Source organism: Deltaproteobacteria bacterium, from assembly GCA_019310525.1.
In the GTDB taxonomy this organism is placed as follows: Bacteria; Desulfobacterota; DSM-4660; order Desulfatiglandales; family HGW-15; genus JAFDEE01.
Genome location: JAFDEE010000009.1, coordinates 68,436 through 88,909 on the forward strand (window position 1 = coordinate 68,436; position 20,474 = coordinate 88,909).

General features: G+C 58.0%; 17 protein-coding genes and 1 pseudogene. 4 read left to right on the forward strand and 14 right to left on the reverse strand.

All coding sequences use genetic code 11. The features are described 5' to 3' along the window. Window positions 1-4: 4 nt before the first annotated feature. From JRF57_02345 to JRF57_02370, 6 genes are all read right to left on the reverse strand, one after another. On the reverse strand, window positions 5-967 hold the full coding sequence (locus JRF57_02345) for a queuosine salvage family protein (GenBank protein ID MBW2302533.1): 963 nt from the start codon (window positions 965-967) through the stop codon (window positions 5-7). After that, window positions 964-2,007, reverse strand: coding sequence for an ATP-binding cassette domain-containing protein (locus JRF57_02350; protein ID MBW2302534.1), 1,044 nt, complete (start codon window positions 2,005-2,007; stop codon window positions 964-966). Before JRF57_02350 ends, JRF57_02345 begins: the two co-directional genes overlap by 4 nt. A gap of 125 nt (window positions 2,008-2,132) precedes the next feature. After that, window positions 2,133-3,173: an ABC transporter ATP-binding protein gene (locus JRF57_02355; protein MBW2302535.1), complete on the reverse strand. Its 1,041-nt coding sequence runs from the start codon at window positions 3,171-3,173 to the stop codon at window positions 2,133-2,135. Window positions 3,174-3,237: 64 nt separating this feature from the next. Continuing rightward, window positions 3,238-5,145 carry an ABC transporter substrate-binding protein gene (locus JRF57_02360; protein MBW2302536.1) on the reverse strand — a complete coding sequence of 636 codons (1,908 nt, stop codon included), beginning with the start codon at window positions 5,143-5,145 and terminating at the stop codon, window positions 3,238-3,240. A 72-nt stretch (window positions 5,146-5,217) separates the two neighbouring features. Continuing rightward, a complete protein-coding gene (locus JRF57_02365) occupies window positions 5,218-6,261 on the reverse strand; it encodes an ABC transporter permease subunit (GenBank protein MBW2302537.1) in 1,044 nt (347 codons plus the stop codon). A gap of 35 nt (window positions 6,262-6,296) precedes the next feature. Next, complete coding sequence (locus tag JRF57_02370) at window positions 6,297-7,331, reverse strand: ABC transporter permease subunit (protein ID MBW2302538.1); 1,035 nt, start codon at window positions 7,329-7,331, stop codon at window positions 6,297-6,299. A 210-nt stretch (window positions 7,332-7,541) separates the two neighbouring features. Between JRF57_02370 and JRF57_02375 the strand changes: the two genes are divergently transcribed. The 3 genes from JRF57_02375 to JRF57_02385 all read left to right on the forward strand — a co-directional run bounded on the left by JRF57_02375 (window position 7,542) and on the right by JRF57_02385 (window position 9,765). Next, the gene (locus JRF57_02375) at window positions 7,542-8,342 is read left to right on the forward strand and encodes a protein-glutamate O-methyltransferase CheR (protein ID MBW2302539.1); all 801 of its coding nucleotides are present in this window, start codon (window positions 7,542-7,544) and stop codon (window positions 8,340-8,342) included. 71 nt (window positions 8,343-8,413) lie between these two features. Then, window positions 8,414-8,782: a PilZ domain-containing protein gene (locus tag JRF57_02380; GenBank protein MBW2302540.1), complete on the forward strand. Its 369-nt coding sequence runs from the start codon at window positions 8,414-8,416 to the stop codon at window positions 8,780-8,782. Window positions 8,783-8,844: 62 nt separating this feature from the next. Beyond that, window positions 8,845-9,765: a cation transporter gene (locus JRF57_02385; protein ID MBW2302541.1), complete on the forward strand. Its 921-nt coding sequence runs from the start codon at window positions 8,845-8,847 to the stop codon at window positions 9,763-9,765. 264 nt (window positions 9,766-10,029) lie between these two features. Here JRF57_02385 and JRF57_02390 read toward each other — a convergent pair whose 3' ends face one another. From JRF57_02390 to JRF57_02410, 5 genes and pseudogenes are all read right to left on the reverse strand, one after another. After that, entirely contained in the window at window positions 10,030-10,227 is a 198-nt protein-coding gene (locus tag JRF57_02390; GenBank protein MBW2302542.1) for a ferredoxin family protein, read from the reverse strand. Further along, complete coding sequence (locus JRF57_02395) at window positions 10,224-11,882, reverse strand: FAD-binding protein (protein ID MBW2302543.1); 1,659 nt, start codon at window positions 11,880-11,882, stop codon at window positions 10,224-10,226. Before JRF57_02395 ends, JRF57_02390 begins: the two co-directional genes overlap by 4 nt. Window positions 11,883-11,907: 25 nt before the next feature. Further along, window positions 11,908-13,358: pseudogene (locus JRF57_02400) on the reverse strand (tripartite tricarboxylate transporter permease). 3 nt (window positions 13,359-13,361) lie between these two features. Beyond that, a complete protein-coding gene (locus JRF57_02405) occupies window positions 13,362-13,865 on the reverse strand; it encodes a tripartite tricarboxylate transporter TctB family protein (protein MBW2302544.1) in 504 nt (167 codons plus the stop codon). A gap of 123 nt (window positions 13,866-13,988) precedes the next feature. Next, window positions 13,989-14,945: a tripartite tricarboxylate transporter substrate binding protein gene (locus JRF57_02410; GenBank protein ID MBW2302545.1), complete on the reverse strand. Its 957-nt coding sequence runs from the start codon at window positions 14,943-14,945 to the stop codon at window positions 13,989-13,991. 347 nt (window positions 14,946-15,292) lie between these two features. On the opposite strand from JRF57_02410, the gene JRF57_02415 reads away from it, so the two are divergent. Beyond that, window positions 15,293-16,027, forward strand: a complete 735-nt coding sequence (locus tag JRF57_02415; GenBank protein ID MBW2302546.1) for a FadR family transcriptional regulator — start codon at window positions 15,293-15,295, stop codon at window positions 16,025-16,027. A gap of 106 nt (window positions 16,028-16,133) precedes the next feature. Here JRF57_02415 and JRF57_02420 read toward each other — a convergent pair whose 3' ends face one another. The 3 genes from JRF57_02420 to JRF57_02430 form a co-directional block, all read right to left on the reverse strand. Beyond that, window positions 16,134-17,543, reverse strand: a complete 1,410-nt coding sequence (locus JRF57_02420; GenBank protein ID MBW2302547.1) for an MFS transporter — start codon at window positions 17,541-17,543, stop codon at window positions 16,134-16,136. 75 nt (window positions 17,544-17,618) lie between these two features. Beyond that, window positions 17,619-19,127 carry a B12-binding domain-containing radical SAM protein gene (locus tag JRF57_02425; protein ID MBW2302548.1) on the reverse strand — a complete coding sequence of 503 codons (1,509 nt, stop codon included), beginning with the start codon at window positions 19,125-19,127 and terminating at the stop codon, window positions 17,619-17,621. A gap of 87 nt (window positions 19,128-19,214) precedes the next feature. Further along, on the reverse strand, window positions 19,215-19,796 hold the full coding sequence (locus tag JRF57_02430; GenBank protein ID MBW2302549.1) for a TetR/AcrR family transcriptional regulator: 582 nt from the start codon (window positions 19,794-19,796) through the stop codon (window positions 19,215-19,217). Between the last annotated feature and the right edge of the window lie 678 nt (window positions 19,797-20,474).

Here is a 20,474-nt window from a genome sequence, read left to right on the forward strand (position 1 = left end):
GCTATCAGTAATAAATCGTGACCGTCCTGTGGTAGGGCTGTTTCCGGAATCGATCCTGTTGTCCCATGTTCCAGAGGACCCAGTCGATATCCCTTGCCGCCATAGGGTGTCCCTCCTTTTCGAGTTCCCGCCGAAGAAGGTCCACGGCCCATACGGTACCTGCCCGGATCTCCACTTCCACAGCGCTTCCCGCCTCCAGGTATCCGCATCGATCCACCAAGCGGGACAACTCGGGAGAATACTCCAGGATCCCCAGTTGCCTCAGGACCTGGGGCAGCTTGTAGTCCGCAAAGGCCGTGAGCCGGTCTATGTCCATGAAGGCCCCCCATGCCTTTCCCTCGAAGGCCCCGTGGAGATCGGAAGGGAAAATCTGGGTCCGCTTGTAGAAGTAAACGGGTTCCCCTTCGTATTCCGCCACGTCCCGGAAAGAAGGGAGCTTATCGGCAAGCAGTCGGGCCAGCCCCTGGGCCGATCCCCCGGCCGCCTCGACCAATTCATGGGCCTCTCCCCCATAGAATTCAATCAGGACACTTCCGAGTTCGTTTAAGGCCACCGCCCTCCGTTCCATCAACTGGAGGACCCCCCGGCCGCCGAGGACCTCCATTAACTGACCCTCTGTGACACCGGCAAGCCAACGGGCATCATAGAGGGGGATACCCGCCTCCATCGCCTTTTTGAGCGCTGCTGCCATAGCATGGTAACCGGAAATCTTCCCGCCTTTGAAATCGATCTCCCACCTGGGGGTCTCCGGAAGCGGCCAGAAGCAGAAGTTGAGGGTGTCCAGCACCAAAAAGTAGGCCACCGTCTTTTCGCCGCCGTCAAAAAAATGGTGGCGGGTGTCCCAGGGAGGCGGGGCGGCCTTCTCCGCCGCCATCTTCCTTGCCGTCGACTCCAGGACCGCCCGGTTTATGCGGATTTCCCGGGCCCTTTCGCATACCTTGCGGGCGGATTCGAGCACCTCGATCATGCCGCCTTGCCCTCTCCGGGCCCAAGGCCCGGGGCCCCTTTCGACACTTCCCCGCCCGTCTCACCCGCCCGGTGACACGCCACCAGATGGTCCCCCTCTTCGGTGCCGGGCGCCCGCAGCAGAGGGGGTTCCTCCCTGACACACCGCTCGATGCGGATGGGACAGCGGGTATGAAATCGGCATCCGGTCGGAGGATGGCTGGGAGAAGGGATGTCCCCCTCAAGCACCTGTCTTTTCGTTTTCCTGGTGGGATCGGGAATGGGAATGGCGGAGATCAAGGCCCTGGTGTAAGGATGCCGGGGGTCGGCGTAAAGTGAATCCGCATCGGTCAATTCCACTATCTTCCCCAGGTACATGACGGCGATCCGGTCGGAAATGTGCTTCACCACGGAGAGGTTGTGGGCGATGAAAAGGTAGGTGAGCCCCATCTCCTGCTGGAGTTCCAGGAGGAGGTTCAGGATCTGGGACTGGATGGACACGTCCAGGGCCGAGACCGGTTCGTCGCATACCACCAGTTTGGGCCGAAGGGCGATGGCCCGGGCGATGCCGATCCGTTGGCGTTGCCCGCCGCTGAATTCGTGGGGAAAGCGCGTGACTACATCCGGGTTCAGGCCCACCCGGTCCAAGAGCTCAGCCACCACCCTGCGACGCTCAAGGGGGGTCCCGATCCTGTGGATGATAAAAGGCTCCTCCAGGATGTTGCCGATGGTGTGCCGGGCATTCAGGGACTCGAAGGGATCCTGGAAAATCATTTGCATGTCCCTTCGGAGTTGTTGGAGTTCTCCTTTTCCCAGGGAAAGTATATTCCGACCCTGAAAATACACCTCGCCCGCCGTGGGCCTGTAGAGCCGCAGGATCGCACGGCCCAGGGTCGTCTTCCCGCACCCGGATTCCCCCACAAGCCCCAGGGTTTCCCCAGGCCGGACCTGAAGGGATACTCCGTCCACGGCGTAGACCCAGCCCACCCGGCGGTGGAAAATACCACCGTGGATGGGAAAGTGCATCTCAAGATTCTTGACTTCCAGCAGGTTCTCAGACATTGAAAACACCGTTTAATCCCTGGGAACAAGGAACCCGGGACGCCCCCCCTCGCCCTCCTTCCACCGCCGATCCAGCCTGAAAAGCAGGAAAAGGCATCATTGGGTGCACCTCGATCATCCTTCTTTCAAAGCGCTAAAGTCTCACGGGATGAGTAGAGATGACACCCGACCAGGTGCCCTTCACCCACCTCAAGAAGAGGGGGTGAAACATGCCTGCACACCTCCATCACCTCCGGGCAGCGGTTCTGGAAACGGCATCCTTCGGGGAGTTCCTTGAGGCCTGGCACCATGCCCTTGATGACAGGCAAGGGTTCCTTTCTCGGGGACTCCAGGCGGGGGATGGAGGTGAGGAGGCCCCGAGTATAGGGGTGCTTCGGGTCCAGGAACAACTCCTTCACCCCTGCGGTTTCCACCAATTTTCCGGCATACATAACCGCCACCTCTTCGCACACCTCTGCTATGACCCCGAGATCATGGGTGATGAAAAGGACCGCCATTTCCGTCTTCTCCTGGAGAGACTTGATGAGTTCCAGGATCTGGGCCTGGATCGTGACGTCCAGGGCCGTGGTCGGTTCATCCGCGATCAGGACTTCGGGCTTGCAGGCCAGGGCCATGGCGATCATGACCCGCTGCCGCATTCCCCCTGAGATCTGATGGGGATACTCCCTCATGCGCCGCTCGGGCTCCGGGATACCTACCTTCCTGAGCATCGCTGCGGATTGATCCCGGATCTCCCCGTTTCCCATGTCTTGGTAATGGAGGCGGTAAACCTCCGCGAGCTGATCCCCGATCCTGTGAACCGGGTTCAGGGCCGTCATGGGCTCCTGGAAGATCATGGAGATGCGGTTGCCCCTGATCTCCTGCATCTTTTCGGCGGGGAGCCGGAGCAGGTCCATTCCGTCAAAAAGTATCTCCCCTGCCTCGATGCGGCCGGCAGGCTTGGGCAGAAGCCGCATGATGGAAAGGGCCGTGACGCTCTTCCCGCAGCCGGACTCTCCCACGAGTCCAAGGGTCACACCCTTATCGAGCCTGAAACCCACGTCTTCGACGGCCCTGATCCTCCCTTCCTCCGTCTGGAATGAGGTCACGAGATGCCGGACCTCCAGGGTCACCTGGGATTCCCGGGGCTCGGATTTCTTCTTGTTTTCGCTCCCGATCCGCTCCATGTCTTTTCCGAAGGTCTTCCTGCCTCCTCCCGGTTGATCTCCCGGGCGCCGGGGCTCAAGTCCCTTAGGGTGATTCGATACCCTTCATCTTGTAAGTCTCGTCAATGATGGTCACAGGGGGAAAGCTCCTTCCGGCCTTCATGGCCTTCGTCGTTTCCTCGTACAGCCTTTCGTCGTACCAGAAAAGCCCTCCCGTAGCGCTTGAGAAGGGTTCGAAAAGGTCATCCGTGTGCCGGGTGCCCGGCACCGCCGGAAGGCGCCACCACCGCCAGTATCCCTGCCGCACGTAAGGCACCATGAAGGTCGGCACATAGCAGCCGATCTCATGGATTTTCTCCTGTATCTTCCAGGACAACCGTATCCGGGTCTCCTCGTCGAGGGCATTACGGTAGGCCTCAATCAGCCGGTCCATCTCGGGGTCATCCGTGTTGGTGATGTTGTTGGTCTGGGGCTTGTGGGCGTTTATGGAGTGAAAATGCTCCCAGTATTGGGGCCTCAGGGAGGTGCTCCAGGCCATCCAGGCCACGTCATGCTTCTTCTCGAGGATCTTCTTGTAGGCCGCCGAGGGATCCAGCCTTTGAAGACGCAATTCAACCCCCGCCTTCTTGGCCTCCTCCTTCAGGACCACGAGCCGCGGAGTGTGGGCCTCCCGGCTATAGGTCACCTCCACGGAGAAACGCAGGCCGTTCTTCTCCCAGATCCCGTCACCCCCCCGGTGCCAACCCGCCTCCTTCATGTAATGCTCCACCTTGCCGAGGTCGAACCTCCTCGCCCGGATGTTGGGATTCGTGTACCGGCCGTACCCCACGAACATCTGCTCCAGGCGGTAGTAATCGCCCCTCAGGACCTGTTGGATCACCTTTCGGATGTTCATAGCATGGGCGAAGGCGTAACGAACCCGCCTGTCCTTGAAGGTCTCCCGGTCCATGTTGAGGTACATGCCGTAAGAGGGCTGCTGGGTATGGTTGAAGAACCAGATCCTGTGAGCATAGCCTTTCTCAAAAATGGGGATCCGGGACTTGTTGTGCCAGAATTCGGGAAGGGTCAGGCCGAAGGTATCGATCTTTCCCTTCTTGAAGTACTCCCATTGCATATTGAAATCCCGCACTACGGTGAAGATCACCGTGTTCACGTTGAACCGGTTCTTGAAATACTTAAGGTCCTTCGCCCACCAATCCCGCTTCCGCTTGAACTTGATGTACTTTCCTTTCTGGAAATCGGAGATCTGGTAGGGTCCGGTGTTCGGTGCGATCTTCCAGTTATATCGGCGGACGAAATCCCCGGACAGTTTTCCGTAAAAATGGCGGGGGGTGGGGGAAATCCCGAGTCTCAGGTGAAGGTCGGGCTGGGCCTTGGTGCCGACCACGGCCAGGGTGTAATCGTCGTACACGATCACCCTGTCGATCTCCTGGGTGTAGTAGTCGTTGTACCAGGGGGCCACGATGTGTTTGGAGCGCATGAATTCCAAGGTATAGGCGAAGTCATGGGCCGTGACCGGCACGCCGTCCGACCACCGGGCCTTGGGGTTGAGCTTGAAGTACATGGTCTTCCCGTCTTTTCCATAGGCCCAGTGGGTTGCGATTTCCGGGATGATATTTTCCGTATTTGGATGGATACCAATGAGTGACAACTGGTTTCCCAGGATGGCACTCCTGAAACTGCTGTTCGAATCCGGCCCCACCACCCGGAAGGTCAGGGGGAAACTCGCGATAGCCAGGTGGAGGGTTCCCCCCTTGCGGGCCTCAGGAGAGGAAAACACCGGGTCCGTGTCGTTGGTGAGCCATTTAAGGTCCGGGGGCGGTGGAGTCGGGGAAATCGGGGCTTTGAAGATGGAACTGTCCCCGGCGCCGGGGGATTCCTTCACTGCTTCCGAGTCTTTGCCGCTCTCTTTTCCGCACCCGGACACAATAAACACGGCGCAGATGATAATAACAGCGGCGATTGCAGATACCAGAGTATGTCTCCTATTCATTCCTTTTGCTCCTTTTACGTGCCTGGGGGCTCGGGCGTTCCTCCATCCCCGACCCCATGAAATGACGAAGCCCTACTCGTAGGTCGTATGCAGCCTTGGATCAAAGGCTTCCCGCACGGCCTCTCCCACGAAGGTGACCGCAATCAGGGTGATCATCATTGCCACCACTACTGAGCCCACGATCCACCAGGCCTCCAGATTGCTCCAACCCTGCTGGAGCAATTCCCCCCAACTCGGGGTGGGCGGGGGCAGCCCGAACCCCAGGTAATCCAGGGAGGTAAGGGCCACGATACCGTTTGAGACCGCGAAGGGGGCGTAAGTGACGATCACGGCCACGGTGTTGGGGACGATGTGTTTGAACACGATCCGGAGATTGGAGGCCCCCAGGGCCCGGGCCGCGAGGACGTAGTCCCTGGCCCTCTCCTTGTAAGTCACGGTCCGCATGGTCCAGGTGATGGAAATCCAGCCGAAAAAGGCCATAATCATGACCAGCATGAAAAAACTGGGAACAAGGATGGAGGAGATGATGATGACCACATAGAGGAAGGGGATGTTCGACCAGACTTCGATGACCCGCTGAAAGAAGAGGTCAAACCTGCCGCCCCAGTATCCCATGGCGCTTCCGATGCCGATTCCGATCGTGAAGTTGAAAATAAGCAGAAGAAGTGAAAAGGCGATAGCGATCCGGAACCCGTAGACCAGCCGGGCCAAGACGTCACGGCCCGCGTTGTCGGTTCCCAGGTAATGTTTATCCTTTAAAGAAGGGGGAAAGGGCGGATATGCGCCTTCCTTGAGATCCGTCTCATAGGCGTTATAAGGCACCAGGGGCATCAGGACCCAATTGCCCTTGCCTTCGGCCTGGAAGCGTTTTTTCAATAAACGATAGTTAGTCTCGTAGTCGTAATCCAACCCGAAGGTCGTGCCCGGGATCATCCGGCCATAGATGGGAAAATAGAGCCTGCCTTCGTAGTAGACCAGCAGGGCCCGGTTGTTCACGAAAAGCTCCGCAACCAGGGAAAAGAGGATCATCAAGAGGAAGAGTATAAAGGAATAGTAGCCCCGTTTGATGGACTTGAACCGTTTGAGTTTTTTTATTGTCAAGGGATTCAGGGGCATATCCACTACTCGAAGAAGCCGGAAACTTCAAAGGTTCACTCGAACTTCACCCTCGGGTCCACGACAGCCACACAGATATCGGACAGGATGTTCCCTATCAGGAACAGGAGAGACGAAATCACGAGAATGCCCATGACCACCGGGTAGTCCCTCTCCACCACAGACTCGTATCCCAGAAGACCCATGCCGTTGATGTTGAAGACCTTCTCGATCAGAAAGGATCCCGAGAGGATGATGGAGACATTGTTCCCGAAACTCGTGGCGATGGGGATCAGGCTGTTCCGGAGGGCATGCCGGAACACGGCCTTTCGAAAGGAGAGGCCCTTTGCGATGGCCGTCCGTATATAGTCGCTCGAGAGGTGATCCATGAGCGTGTTTTTCATGAGAAAGGTCATGACCGTAAAGGATCCCAGGACGTAGGCCAGCAGGGGCAGGGCCGTGTGCCAGGCAAGGTCCGCCATCTTTCCCGCCAGGGTGAAGTCCTCGAAATCGTCGCTCACCAGCCCCCCAAGGGGAAAGATCTCCCAGTGGGAGGCGAAGATCACGAGCAAGAGCACCCCCACAACCCACCCCGGGATCGCGTAACCCGCAAAGACGACCACCGAGGTGACGTTATCGAAACCACTCTTGTGCCGAATCGCCTTGGCGATCCCCAGGGGTATGCAGACCCCGTAAGTGAGCAGGAGGGTGAGGATCCCGAAGTAGAGGGAAATGGGGATCCTTTCCTTGATCATGCTCCAGACGGGATCGTAGTAACGGGTGGAAGTGCCTAAGTCGCCGGTGAGGACCTTGCCCAGCCACAGGACGTAGCTTACCAGGACGGGTTTGTCGAACCCGTAATAACGTTTCAGTTCCTCGATCTGCTCTTCTGAGAGGGGCTGGGTCTGCTCCCGGGATAGGGCCCCCGCCGCCATCCTGCCCCCCTCGGCCGTTTTCATCTGTCTGGCCTCGGCGATCATGCGCTCGATGGGGCCTCCCGGGACGAACCGGGTGATCACGAAGACCATGATGGTGATGCCGAGAAACGTCGGGACGATCAGCAGAAAACGTCTGATGAAATAGGCCGTCATGTCGCTCCAGGTTGAATCCTTGTTGAAGAATCCATACCTTTCTAACCGAAAACGCGCCCGGGCTCAAGGAGTTCCTGGGAGGGCCTGAAGGACCTCCCAATCTTCTAAACTATTCCCTTGTTTTTGCCGATTATCCAGAGTAGCCTTTCTGTGGGGATAATCATTTTATGGTGCACCCGGGATCCGAAATCCAGGATACCTATCTTAACCATGCTCTTCTTCGATTCAACAGAGATGAACCTAACGGAAAAACAATTCAGGAAACTCAGTGAACTGGTCTATCACGAGTGCGGCATCAACCTGCACGAAGGCAAACGACAACTGCTCCAGGCCCGGCTCTCAAAGCGGCTCCGCAAGACGGGCATCAAGACCGTCAAGGAATATCTCAAGGTGCTGGAAACTGACCAAAAGGAATTGATCCATTTCCTTGACGCCGTTTCCACCAACCACACCTTTTTCTTCAGGGAAAGCCAGCACTTTGAGATCCTCGAACCCTCCCACCTGAACATCTGGTGCGCGGCTTGCTCCAGCGGCGAAGAGCCCTATTCCGTGGCGATCTACTGCCTGGAGAAGGGATTCAGGCCCTCCATCCTCGCTACGGATATCTCCACCAACGTTCTGGGGATCGCCAAGCGGGCGGTCTACCCCATGGAAAGGGCCCGGATGGTGCCCCAACATGTCCTCCGTAAATATTTTCAAAAAGGGCAGGGAAAATGGGAAGACTACATTCGGGTGAAAGAAGAGGTGCGCCGGATGGTCACCTTTGGGCGGTTCAACCTGGTGTTGGATCCCCTCCCGGCCCGGGAATTCGACGTCATCTTTTGCAGGAACGTGTTGATTTATTTCGACAACCTGGTGAAGGAGAAGGTGATCAACAGGCTTTACCGTCTCCTGAAATGGAACGGTTATTTCATTATAGGGGGAGCCGAGAGCCTGAACAGCATCCGGCACATGTACAAGTACGTGAAGCCCAGCATCTACCGGAAGGTAGGAGGGGTCAAGGCAAAATAATGAGACCCGCATTTTCTCCCCCGGGCTTTGATCATGCCGCCCGGGGCATCCGGTAACGCGGGAGTTAAGAGATGAAAGAGGAAAAACGACGTTTCACCCGTATTCCTTTCAGGGTCAAGGCCGAGCTTGCAGCCGACGGAAAGGTGTACGGCACGGACACCATCAAGAATCTCAGTGTGGGGGGATGCCTCCTCCCCCTCAAAGAAAAACTCGAACCAGGCACCCGTTGCCGGGTCAAGATCTTTTTGACCGGGACGAACCAGGAGACTGCCGTGAGGGTGGAGGGCCGAATCCTTCGATCCGATTCCACCGGCACGGCCGTAAGATTCACCCACATCGACCCGGACAGCCTGTTCCATCTGAAAGGCATCGTCCGCTTCAACGCCCCGGACCCCGAAGCCGTGGAAGAGGAAATCAACCGGCACCCCGTCCCCCTGTAATCCCCGGGACCCTTGTCCCGCTTCAATATCGCTCCGGAGAAAAAAGGCAAGCCGCCGACACCATGATAAAAGCTTACACCAATACCGGTTCCGCCCAGGCCGTCACCCTTGCAGGGGCCGTGGTGAATCTTCTCCTCATCGCGATGAAATTCCTGACAGGCATCCTGGGTCACAGCCAGGCCTTACTTGCCGACGCCGTCCACTCCCTCTCCGATCTCTTCACCGACGCCGTAGTCCTGTTCGGTGTCAGGGCAGGTCAGAAGGGTCCGGATGAGACCCATCACTTCGGTCACGGCCGTTTGGAGACCCTGGCCTCAGCCATCGTGGGCCTCGCCCTGGCGGCAACGGGCTGCTATATCGGGATCAGGGCAGGCCTGAACATCTACCGCCACGAGGTATACTATCCCACCGGTCTCGCCCTGGCGGGCGCCGCCCTTTCCATCGCCGCCAAGGAGATCCTCTATCGCGTCACCGCCAGGGTGGGCAAGGAGACCCGAAGCCGTGCCGTCGCGGCCAATGCCTGGCACCACCGTTCCGATGCCATGTCATCCGTGGCCGTCCTTTTCGGTGTTGCCGGGGCCTGGATCCACCCTTCCTGGCATATACTGGATGCTTACGCCACCCTCGTCGTATCCCTCTTCATCCTCAAGGTGGCCCTGGATGTCCTTCGGGGTGCTCTATGGGAAATGCTGGACAGCGCGCCCCGTCCGGAGGTCCTCGACCTCATCCGCTCCTGCGCCCTTGGTGTGGAGGGCGTCAGGGACATTCACGATCTGCGGGTCCGGACGGCCGGCGGTCACTACCTCATGGAACTGCACATCGAGGTGGACGGCGACCTATCCGTGAAGGAAGGGCACCGGGTCGCCAAGGCCGTGGAACGTTGTCTCATCGAGGACGTGGAAGGGGTCGGGCAGGTCATCGTGCACGTGGACCCGGCCGAACCGGACCGGTCCCCTCAAGTTGCCGGACGAAAACAAAAATAAACCACTTTCGGCTGAAGCCGATAGCTTTAGGGGCCAAGGGGTCAAGTGAAAATCATTTTTTCATTAAATCCCGACTTCTCACTCGAACCCTGGACCCCTTGAATCCTTGAACCCTACTCAAAAAACGATCGAACTGAAGTCTTCGTCTAAAGGCGCAGGTTCCTTTCTTTCCCCGAATGGGACAATAACAGGCAATCCATTGCGTCCATCCCCCGTGACGGGTGCCTCCGGGCCTTCAAGTCCTTCCTGACTGTTTTTTTAAGCTTACCTGATCAGGTAGGGAAAAATCACCCGGATACAATCCTCGGGGCATTCCACCTGGCACACGCCGCAATACCAACAGTCGTCGGGATACCTCTCGTAAGGCCGCCCTTCCTCGTTCATTGCCAGCACGTGGCCAGGGCAGTGTTCCACGCATGCCCCGCAACCGATACAACATTCCCTGTCAAACGAGAGGTTCATGCATTCTCCTTTTCGAGCACCGGACCGTTGGGTCCCGCCGTGATGATGATTCGGGTCTTCCAGTTCTCGTCGTCCTTTTCCGGGTAATCCACCCGTTCATGGTACAGCCCGAAGCGGCTCTCCGTGCGAAACAGGGAGGCCCGCGCCGCCATCCGCGCGCAAAATAGGCCGGCCTTGGCCTCGAAGACCTTCATGAACTGGTGGGGATCCCGGGCGGGGATGTCGTCCTGGTCCCGCACCATGGCCTCGGTCTCGTCCAGGAAGCGCTGAAGCTTCCGGGCCGACTTCGGGGGCGCCACGTACTCGTTCACCAGGCGCCTGAACTTGTACTCGAAGTCCCGCAGGGGCACCTGGAGGGCCCCGGTCTTGTGGCGCTCAATAAGGGCCTCCAGCCGTTCCAGCCGTTCTCTCGTGTCCGGGTCTTCAGGCCGCATGGCCTTTCTCTCGGCCACCCGCTCGGCGACCGCCTCGCCCATGCACATGGCTCCTGCCAGGAAACCGTAAGGATTGGCCAGTGAGTCCCCGGCCGCGAAAAGCCCCGGGACCCGGGTCTCTCCCCAGGCATCCCCCACGAGCCCGGCCAGTCCGTGGCCCCCGCAGAGATAGACCTCCGTCATGACCACCTCCACCGGGTCCTTCCGCAGGTCGATTCCCTTGTTCCGGAAGTAGTCCCTCATGGTGGGACGTTCCACATCGAATACCGCACTCTCGATGAGGTCCACCGTCTCGGGAGGGAGATGGGAAAAGGCAAAGGCCACGGGACCGCGACCCGCCTTTTCTTCCTCAATGATGGCCCGCCCGCGGATTCCGGCAGGGGCATGCTCCATCCGCTCCGGGTCGTACCGCTTCATGAAGCGCTCCCCGAGACCGTTGACGAGCCATGCCCCGTGGCGGATGAAGGTCGACTGACCCGCACCGTTGAAATCCCGGGTCATGGAGGAGCGGGCCGTGTACTCGAAGCCCGTAAGGCTGGCCCCTGCCTCGTAACCCATTTTCCATGACTCACCGTTACACCAGGGACAGTCGAAGGTGCCGTGGAGATATCCGGTATTGGAAAGGCCAATCCGGGCCGCCCCTCCGGTGCATAGCAACACAGCAGGAGCCACGAAGGCCCGCAGTCTGCCGGTCTCGAGGTCCAGCGCAACGGCCCCGCCGATCCGCTCCCCGTCCTTGATGAGGTCTACCACGGGATGGCGGTTCATCACGGTGGCCCCCGCCTTGCGGGTCTCCCGGGCGATGATCTTTTTCAGTTCTCCCCGCATCTCCACCAGGAAACGGCCCTTGGGATGGAACTGGTTGACGATGTAATTACCATCCTTTCCCCGCGGAAACTCCACTCCCCACCCTTCCAGGCGTTTCAGGATGCCGAAGGAACGCTCCGCGATCACCCGGGAGATGGTGGGGTCGAAGACGCCGTCGGTCACGATCTCCACGGCCTCCAGATATTCCTCCACCGTGCCGACACCCGGGACCACGACGTTGTTGAGGGCGTCCATGCCCCTTCCGGCGGCCCCCGACCGGGAAATCTCGGCCTTCTCGAGGATGGTGACGTCCAGTGTGGGGTCCAACTCCTTGGCCCTTATGGCCGCCATGCACCCGGCGGGACCTCCGCCGACGATGAGAAAATCCGTATACACGGAATCCGTTTCGTTCATAGGTTACCTCCGGTGTGTTCCAATACTATCCGGCTGCATCCGCCCTGAGCCGCTTCCGCCGGTCCAGGATCAGGGGCACGATTACGATGAGCACCGTTGCGATGAAAAGGCCTAAGGAAATGGGCCGATCGAGAAAGATCAGGGGATTTCCCTCGGAGATGCTCAGGGACTCCCTGAGCCGCTCCTCAAGAATCTCCCCGAGCACCACGCCCATGACCAGGTTCACGACGGGCCACTCCAGCCGGAGCAAGATATACCCCAGCACCCCCATGGCGACGGCCACCCCGGCGTCGAAAAGGCGGGTATTGACCGCGTATATCCCAACCAGGGAAAGAACCATGATGACGGCGGCCAGGAGCGTGTTGGACACCCGGACGATCATGGCAAAGGGTTTCAGCCACAGGGCGAGCATAAGGAAGGCCGCCACGTTGATGAGGAACATGCTGAGGTACAGGGTATTGATGAGGACCGGTTCCTTTACAAGGAGCAGGGGACCGGGGTAGATGCCGTTGATGGTGAAGACCCCAAGGAGCACGGCGCTCAGGGCGTCCCCCGGGATGCCCAGGGTGAGGAGAGGGATCATGGCCCCTGCCGGCACTGCGTTGTTACCGGCCTCGGAGGCCAGGCAGCCCTCCGGTGTGCCCGTTCCGAAGGCCTCGGGGTGTTTGGAACTCCGCTTCACCGTCTCGTAGGAGAGAAAGGAGGCCAGGATGGAGCCGGTACCGGGAAGGAGCCCGACAAAGGTGCCGATCACCCCGGACATGATCAGGCTCTTCCAGTACCGGAGGGCCCCAAGGATCTTGCTGAAATCCAGAGTCCGCCGAGGGTCTGCCCTATTCCGAAAAGGCCCAGGCAGACGGGGACCAGGTGCAGCCCGTTCTGCATGGCCAGGGTACCGAAGCAGAATCGTGGGACCAGGGTGGGACCGTCGATGCCCACGGTGGAAATCCAGAGGCCCAGGCCCAGGAGAACCAGCCCCTGGGCCAGGCGGTCGCGGTAGGCCATCACCACCAGGGTCACTCCGAACAGCCCAGCGGCGAAGTACTCCGGTGGGCCGAAACTGGCGGCCACATGGGCCAGCATGGGAGCAAGGAACATGAGGATGAACACACTGATGATCCCCCCGCTGAAGGAACCCACCAGGGCAGCGGAGAGGGCCGTCTGGGCCTCGCCTTTCTGGGTCAGGGGAAATCCGTCGAAGCTCGTGATCAGGGAGGAGGGGACCCCCGGCGTCCTCATGAGGATGGCCGGAACCGCACCCCCGAAGTACCCCCCGCAGAAAACCCCCAGCAGCAGGGAAAGGGCCACTCCGGGTTCAAGGGCGAAGGTGAAAGGCAGAAGGACCACCATACCGACCATAGGGCCCAGGCCGGGCAAAATCCCCACCACGATGCCCACCAGGGTGCCGAAAAGCAGGGCGATCATGTTGGCGAAGGTCAGGGTGGCCAGGAGGGCCTGGTGCAGGTATTCCAGCATGACCTAGCCTCCCAGGAACTCGAAAAGCAGGGGCGGGGGAAAGTAGACATCCAGCAGGTACTTGAAGACGAGGTACAGGATGGCCGTAAGCACCAAGGGTATGCCGAGGAATACCTTGGGGGAACGGTGACCGAGATAGAAGAGAGTCACCCCCAGGAAGAGGAAAGAAGAGACCTCCAGGCCCACCAGTGGGATCCCCACCAGGAAAGCCACTACCAGGACCAGGACGGCCAGGGGCTTAACGGGCGCTCCCCCGCCGTCAAGGTGCCAGCCCGCTCCCTCAGGCGGCTTGATGAGGCGAACTGCAGCCGGAATGGAGGCCACGACCATCAACCCAAGTACCAGGAGAGGAAAGATGAGGGCCCCCTTGTAAAAGGGATATGGACCGGATGTGTCCACCTGCCAGGGACTGCTGATGAGCACCCCTGCTGCCGAGATCCCCAGGACGACGGTGAATAGGTCATGGACTCGGCTCTTGGGATCGGTTCGTCCAGCGATAGCAAGCACCCCCTTTCACGGACAGCGGGGAAAAGACCCTGGGGGGGGAGACGCCCCGGGGAGGATTCACCGCCGGTTGCCGGACCTCGCGCCCCGGGATAGGCGTAGAGTGCCCATCCCGGGACTCCCGGTCTACTTGATGATTCCAAGCTCCTTCATGATGGCGCCGAAATTGGCCAGTTCGCTGTCCATCTGCTTTCGGGCCTGCTCGGGACCGATGGGATGGGGAATGACCCCCACCTTCTGGATGATCTTCTGGATCTCGGGCAGGGCCATGACCTTGAAAAAGACCTCGCCCAATCGCTTTGCCCGATCATCCGGGGTCTTGGCCGGAACGAAGAGACCAAACCAGATGGAATAGGCTTCACCAAAGCCCTGTTCCTTCACCGTGGGCACATCGGGATAGTAGGGAAGCCGGTTGGGAAGCATACAGGCCAGAAGGCGCATCTTTCCGCTGTCCACGTAGTCCCGGAGCCCGGGGGTGGAGAAGGTGATGACATCGGCGTCTCCGGAGACCACCAGGAGGGGATTCAGCTTCTTGTAAGCCGTCTCCTTGAACTTGAAGCCGCCGATCTTGGCCGCATTCAGGGCGATCAGGGTCGGCACTGCGCCAAGGCCCCAGTGGGCAAGCCTCACGTCATGGGTCTTGCCATACTCGGCCAGTTCTTTAAGGTTCTTGTAAGGGGCATCAGCCCGGCAGGCCAGGGTAAAGGGAGAAGACCAGATAAGGCCCAAGGGCTTGAAGTCCTGGTTCTTGTAAGGGGTCTTCCCCCGAAGGACCTGGGTGATCATCGGGCCGATGGAAATCAGCCCCACGGTGTACCCGTCCGGGCGGGCCTTGGCGACCTTGTTGGCGCCCAAAACACCGCTCCCCCCCGGATGGTTGATTACCTTGACGGGTACGCCCAGTTCCTTGGCCATCAATGGGGCCATGGCGGTGGTCACCATGGTGGAGGGGTCATTGGCCGGGGGCCAGGGAATCACGATTTGAACGGGTTTCTTGGGCCACTTGGCATGGGCCGTTCCGCCGAACAAAAAACAGGCGCAAGCCAGCACAACCAGACAAAAGGGTAAGGCTTTTTTCAGCATTGCAATCCACCTCCTGAATGAAAGTTTGCATCCCATCCGGCCCCCGGACGACTCCCGGGAGCCTCCTTCTCCGGCGCCATCCCCGGTGCCTGCCACCTGAAGAAGTGTGACCTCCTGACCCCGGGAAAAAAGCTTGACGGAGATTGGTCTAACATTATACATATAACATATATGCCGTCAACATTTTTTTCCGCATATGGATCAAATGAGCCAGGTTGACCGCCAAGCAGATGAGGTGATAAGAAGCTGAGGGAAAACAACCGAAAGGGAGGAGAGAGGAGCCGGGGGCGTTCCCCCGGCTTCCACGAAAAACGCCGGCAGGATATTGAAATTTTGAGGAATCGCCGTTGAAACCATTCAGTCCCGTCAACAAGCAGTCCCGAATATCGGAAGAGGTGGTGACCCAGCTCAAGAGCGCTATTCTTTCGGGTGAATACAAGCCGGGGGAAAAGATGCCACCGGAACGGGAACTGACCGAACAGTTCCAGGTCAGCCGTGTGGTCATCCGGGAGGCCATCCGGGAACTGGAACTTACGGGTTTCGTCAAGATCCTCCAGGGGCCCACCGGCGGGGCCTATGTCACGGATCTCTCCTTCGAGCACCTAAGCAACGCCCTGTTGGATCTCTTTCTGGCCAACAAGCTCTCCGTGGCCGAGGTCATCGAAACCCGCCTCCACATCGAACCGGAAATAGCCCGGCTGGCCGCCCTGAAAGTCGACGAACAAGCCGTTCGGCGCCTGACCCGGGCCCTTGAAAGGGAACTGGAATTCGAAGCCTCCCATGCCAAGCGGGTCACCCGCCGCTTCGAGGTGGACCACCTCCTGGCCGAGATGTGCGGAAATCGCCTTTACCAGGCCATATCCAGGGCCCTCCTGGACCTGACCCGGGAAATCGTGCTGGTCGTGAAACCCGACAGGACCGTGATCTTCAAGCACGAAGAGCACGTGGATATCGTCCGGGCCATATCCCGGGGCGACTCCGATGCCGCCGCCGAGGCGGTAAGGAGACACATCCGCACCATCGGTGAAGGGCTCGTAAAACTGGAAAAGTCCTACCGTAGACAAAAGGGGCTGGCCGAGTAACCCGTAAGGGGCACCCTTGTGTCGAGTCCTATTATGGCCATCACAGCCCGTTCCCTGTTTTCCCGTCAAAGGCGTCCCCCGGGGGGAAGCCCTGTCCCACTTCTTCTCACCAGGCAGAGCACCAGGACCACGACCTGGAGTCCGATTCCGAAAAGGAGCACGTCGTGAAAGGCCGGGGGGATGGACTGGGCGGCGGCTGAAGACTCCGAAGCCCCGCCCTGAAGAAGGAAGGATTCATACAGGGACCGCCTGGCCGAAAAGAGGGTGCCGGTAAAGGCCATGCCGACGGAGAAACCCACCTGCCTCTGGGTGGCCGTGAGGGCTGAGGCCGTACCGAGGGCTGGAAACTGCCGATTCCCATGCCAAGGAGGATCAGGGTGGGAATAAGGGCGGCAAGGGGTGTCCCGACGTCGGCGAAAAGCAGCAGGCCATAGGCCGCCAGGATCAGGGAGGCCCCTGCAGCGGAAAACCTGAAGGGACCGAAGCGGTCCGAAAGGGAACCGCTGATGGGACCCACCACCATGGTGGTCAGGGAGACCACCGCCATCATCATTCCCGCCCGGGAAGGAACCAGGCCGCGGCCCTGGATCAGGTAGAAAGGCATCAGCAGGAGATAGGCCGGTGCGGCCACGAAGGTGAAAAAAAGGGCCCACACGGCCCTGGAGAAAATCCGATTCCTGAACAGGGTCAGATCCAGAACGGGATTTCGGGCCTGCCTCTCCACGAGAAGAAACAGCACTATGAATACCAGACCCAGGCCCATCAGAAAGTGGACCCAGGGGGAACTCAATCCGTGGTCCCGAACCTGCGTTACCCCGAAGACGAAAAGGCAAATCCCCGCCGAGGAGGTCAGGGTCCCCGCCAGGTCAAGTTTCAGGCCGCCGGCCTTCATCCTGTCTGGTTTCAGGAGAAACAGGGCCATAAGAAAGGAAAGAAACCCCACCGGAATCCTCAGATAGAAGATGGAGCGCCAGCCCAGCCAGTCCAGGCTGAACCCCCCGATGATGGGGCCCAGGATGAACCCCACGGATACGGCCATTCCCAGGAATCCGATGCCCTTTCCCACCTCGTTGGGCGGAAAGGCCTCGGTGACAATGGCCATACTGGTGGAGATGGTCATGGCCGCGCCCGTCGCCTGGAGGATCCGGAAGAAGACGAGCTGCCCGATCCCCCGGGAAAGGGAGCATGCCAGGAGGCCCATGGTGAATATGGCCATCCCCAGGGTGTAGATCCGCTTGCGACCCACCGTGTCGCTGATCTTCCCGATAACCAGCATGGTGCTGGTGTTGACCAGGATGAAGGCCACCGTGACCCACATGACCGTGGTGATATCGGCGTGAAATATCCGGGTGAAGGTCGGAAAGGCGATATTGGTGATGCTCATGTCCATGGTGGCCATGATGTTGCCCATAGCCACCGTGAGAAGGGCCTTCCACTTGTATTTTTCAGGATCAGCGGAGTCAGCCCCTGGATCCGGACATCGTCCGCCCTGATCAACAAAAACCATGCCGTCCATGTGACTTTTTTCCCGTAGGGGGGGAAGAATAGCCTCAAAGCCAGTGAGAAGCCACGGAATAGCCGGTGTGGCCTTTTATGTCTCCAGGCAGGTTTTGAATACCTTTCTGAAATGAAACCCGTAGATCGCATAGGTTATGGCCAGGGGAAAAAGCCTCGGCCGCCTGAAAAGAGACCAGAAAAACAATTTCCAGTACTGGACCCTTCCCCTGTCTTTGATCCCGAGCATCCATATGGATCTGAACAAGGCCCACGGATAGCTGGAATGGAACCGAATGTGGCCGTAATGCAAGCGGTAAGGCTTCCTTTCCAAAGGTCTGTACTCGGCCAAGAACCGCTTTACCCGCTCATAGTAAGGTCTGGGTGAATAGATCCCGCTTATGATCTTCTTGTAACCGTTCAGGAGGCTTTCGTAGCCCATCTTCGGGAGGATGTTCGTTGTCAAGTCTGTGTTGTCCCCTGTAATGTCCTCAAGCAGTCTTCCCTGTTTCACGATGCGCTCGTAGAGCCGTGATCCCCGCGGGGCGTTCAGGAGACCGACCATGGCCGTGATGATGCCGCTTTTTTGAATGAAATCGATCTGTCTCTGAAAGATGGATGGGGAGTCATTGTCGAATCCCACGATAAAGCCCCCTTGCACCTGTAAGCCGAATGCCTGGATCCTTTTTACGCAGGCCACCAGATCACGATCCTTGTTTTGGAATTTATTACACTCCGAGAGGCTCTCCTCATCCGGTGTTTCAATGCCGACAAAGACAGCATCAAAGCCGGCACGTACCATCATGCGCATCAAGGTGTCGTCATCCGCAAGATCTATGGAGGCCTCCGTAGAAAAGGTAAAAGGGTACCTCCTTTTTTTCATCCATTGAATGATGGCCGGCAAAACCTCTTTTTTTAGTTTGACCTTGTTTCCGATAAAGTTGTCATCGACGATAAAGACATTACCCCGCCACCCGGTCTGATAAAGGATTTCCAGTTCCCTCAAAATTTGCTCTGCGCTTTTTGTCCTGACCTTCCGACCATAAAGCACGGTTATATCGCAAAAATCGCAATTGAACGGGCAACCCCTTGAATATTGAATGTTCATGGAGGCATACTTTTTCATCCGAACAAGGTCCCACCTGGGGACCGGGCTCTCCTTGAGATCCGGAAATTCCCCGGTACGGTATACGGGGCCGGCGACCCCCTTCTCCAGATCAGCCAAAAATCTGGGAAGCGTGATCTCCGCTTCGTTTAGGACAAAATGGTCGATGCCCTTGAAATCCTCATGGGCAGCCGTGAAGAGCGGACCGCCGGCCACGATCTTGACGCCGATCTTATTGCATCGCCTGATGATCTCCAGGACGGATGCCTTCTGGACTGCCATAGCACTGATGAACACGTAATCGGCCCATTCAAGGTCCTGGTCACCAAGGGCCTCCACATTCATATCGATCAGTTTCTTTTCCCACTTCTCCGGAAGCATGGCCGCAATGGTCAGCAGTCCCAAGGGGGGGTGTACCGCCTTTTTGGAGATGAATTTCAGGGCGTACCTGAAGCTCCAAAAAGTATCAGGGTACCTGGGATAAACGAGAAGAATGTTCATGTGAATCTCCTTCGGGTTGAATTGTGAATCTTTATCGTTTTTTGTTCGATTGAATAGTCAACTGGTCTCCCTTGCCGCCGTCCGTTACTACTGCTTGCTGATCCCCTTGAGAAGTATTTCCACCAGAACATCGACGCTCTTCTCCATCTCCTTGCGCGCCGGATCGATGGCCCATGGATATTCCAGGCCTTTTAAGGCGAAAAAGATGGCGCGCGAAACCGTCCCGGAATCCGCGACCATGAACGAGCCCTTACCGCGGCCGTATTCCACGATCCCCCTGATGGTGTTGATCTCCCAGCTCGAATAATCGGATGTCAGACTGGAAATGAACTCATAGTGCTTGAGGTATTCCTCCGCTATTGTGGTGTACTGATCAGCCTTTTCGCTGAGGTACCCGAGACGGACAAGGACGAACTTCCTGAATTTGTCGTAAGGGTCGTCCTCCTTTTCGACGGCTTTCCCGATGGTATCCTTCAGGCCATCGATTTCCTTTCGGATGACCTCGGCAAAAACCTCCTCCTTACTCCTGAAATAATAATAAAGTGTGCTCTTTCCCTTCCCTGCGGCCCTGGCGATATCTTCCATGGTGGTCTTCTCGAGACCGAAACGGGAAAAGAGTCGGGCTGCCGCTGAAATGATTATTTCTCTTTGTTCGTTATCGTTTGCCATAAATGATCCTGGAGTTTGGACTTTTCGACCAAATCAGGCCCTTTGTCCAGAGTAGACCATCTCTCCCGCATTAGCAAGCCGTTTATCGTTCTTTCAGGCAAGAAAAAGGCGATGTTATTGATACTATTGAATAAGTTTCGACGACAAAAGTGGGAGAGACGCTCGGCGACTCGCATTGATGAAGCTCCCCGCTGCAAGCTGCGGGGTATTTTGAGCGGAAATGCGACGGGGTCGTCCCCCCTTCGCGCAAAAGCGCTTCGGCGTGGTCGCCTCGCCGTTTCTCCCTGCAGGAAGCTACAGGGTATCCTGGCGAAGGCAAATGAATTTCCCCCAAAATACTACTTGACCGGACCCGACTCGATTTCAGTTGACAGAGCCGATTATGAATAATATTATACAGGATAAGTTAAAATTGAATAATATTATTCAGCTGCTCCTTCAAAAATTTTTCACTTAAAAAAACAGGCCGTTAGCACCTGATGCCCACCCAGCGGGATATTTGAAAAAGGCCAAATTTTGTTCAAGGTCAAGGAAGACGAAAATTTCAACCACCCCGTGAGGGATGCCAAGCGGCAGAGGCACCATACATTGGAGTATTTCGAGGATTCAGATTCCCCGGAGGCAGCGGAAAGCAGGGGCTGACATTTTCTCCGGAGCGGGCGTATTTCGGCCCTGAAT

Coding starts and splice junctions, on each gene's coding strand:
- JRF57_02345 (MBW2302533.1), bottom strand. CDS start 967: ATGATCGAGGTGCTCGAATCCGCCCGCAAGGTATGCGAAAGGGCCCGG.
- JRF57_02350 (MBW2302534.1), bottom strand. CDS start 2,007: ATGTCTGAGAACCTGCTGGAAGTCAAGAATCTTGAGATGCACTTTCCC.
- JRF57_02355 (MBW2302535.1), bottom strand. CDS start 3,173: ATGGAGCGGATCGGGAGCGAAAACAAGAAGAAATCCGAGCCCCGGGAA.
- JRF57_02360 (MBW2302536.1), bottom strand. CDS start 5,145: ATGAATAGGAGACATACTCTGGTATCTGCAATCGCCGCTGTTATTATC.
- JRF57_02365 (MBW2302537.1), bottom strand. CDS start 6,261: ATGCCCCTGAATCCCTTGACAATAAAAAAACTCAAACGGTTCAAGTCC.
- JRF57_02370 (MBW2302538.1), bottom strand. CDS start 7,331: ATGACGGCCTATTTCATCAGACGTTTTCTGCTGATCGTCCCGACGTTT.
- JRF57_02375 (MBW2302539.1), top strand. CDS start 7,542: ATGCTCTTCTTCGATTCAACAGAGATGAACCTAACGGAAAAACAATTC.
- JRF57_02380 (MBW2302540.1), top strand. CDS start 8,414: ATGAAAGAGGAAAAACGACGTTTCACCCGTATTCCTTTCAGGGTCAAG.
- JRF57_02385 (MBW2302541.1), top strand. CDS start 8,845: ATGATAAAAGCTTACACCAATACCGGTTCCGCCCAGGCCGTCACCCTT.
- JRF57_02390 (MBW2302542.1), bottom strand. CDS start 10,227: ATGAACCTCTCGTTTGACAGGGAATGTTGTATCGGTTGCGGGGCATGC.
- JRF57_02395 (MBW2302543.1), bottom strand. CDS start 11,882: ATGAACGAAACGGATTCCGTGTATACGGATTTTCTCATCGTCGGCGGA.
- JRF57_02410 (MBW2302545.1), bottom strand. CDS start 14,945: ATGCTGAAAAAAGCCTTACCCTTTTGTCTGGTTGTGCTGGCTTGCGCC.
- JRF57_02420 (MBW2302547.1), bottom strand. CDS start 17,543: ATGGACGGCATGGTTTTTGTTGATCAGGGCGGACGATGTCCGGATCCA.
- JRF57_02425 (MBW2302548.1), bottom strand. CDS start 19,127: ATGAACATTCTTCTCGTTTATCCCAGGTACCCTGATACTTTTTGGAGC.
- JRF57_02430 (MBW2302549.1), bottom strand. CDS start 19,796: ATGGCAAACGATAACGAACAAAGAGAAATAATCATTTCAGCGGCAGCC.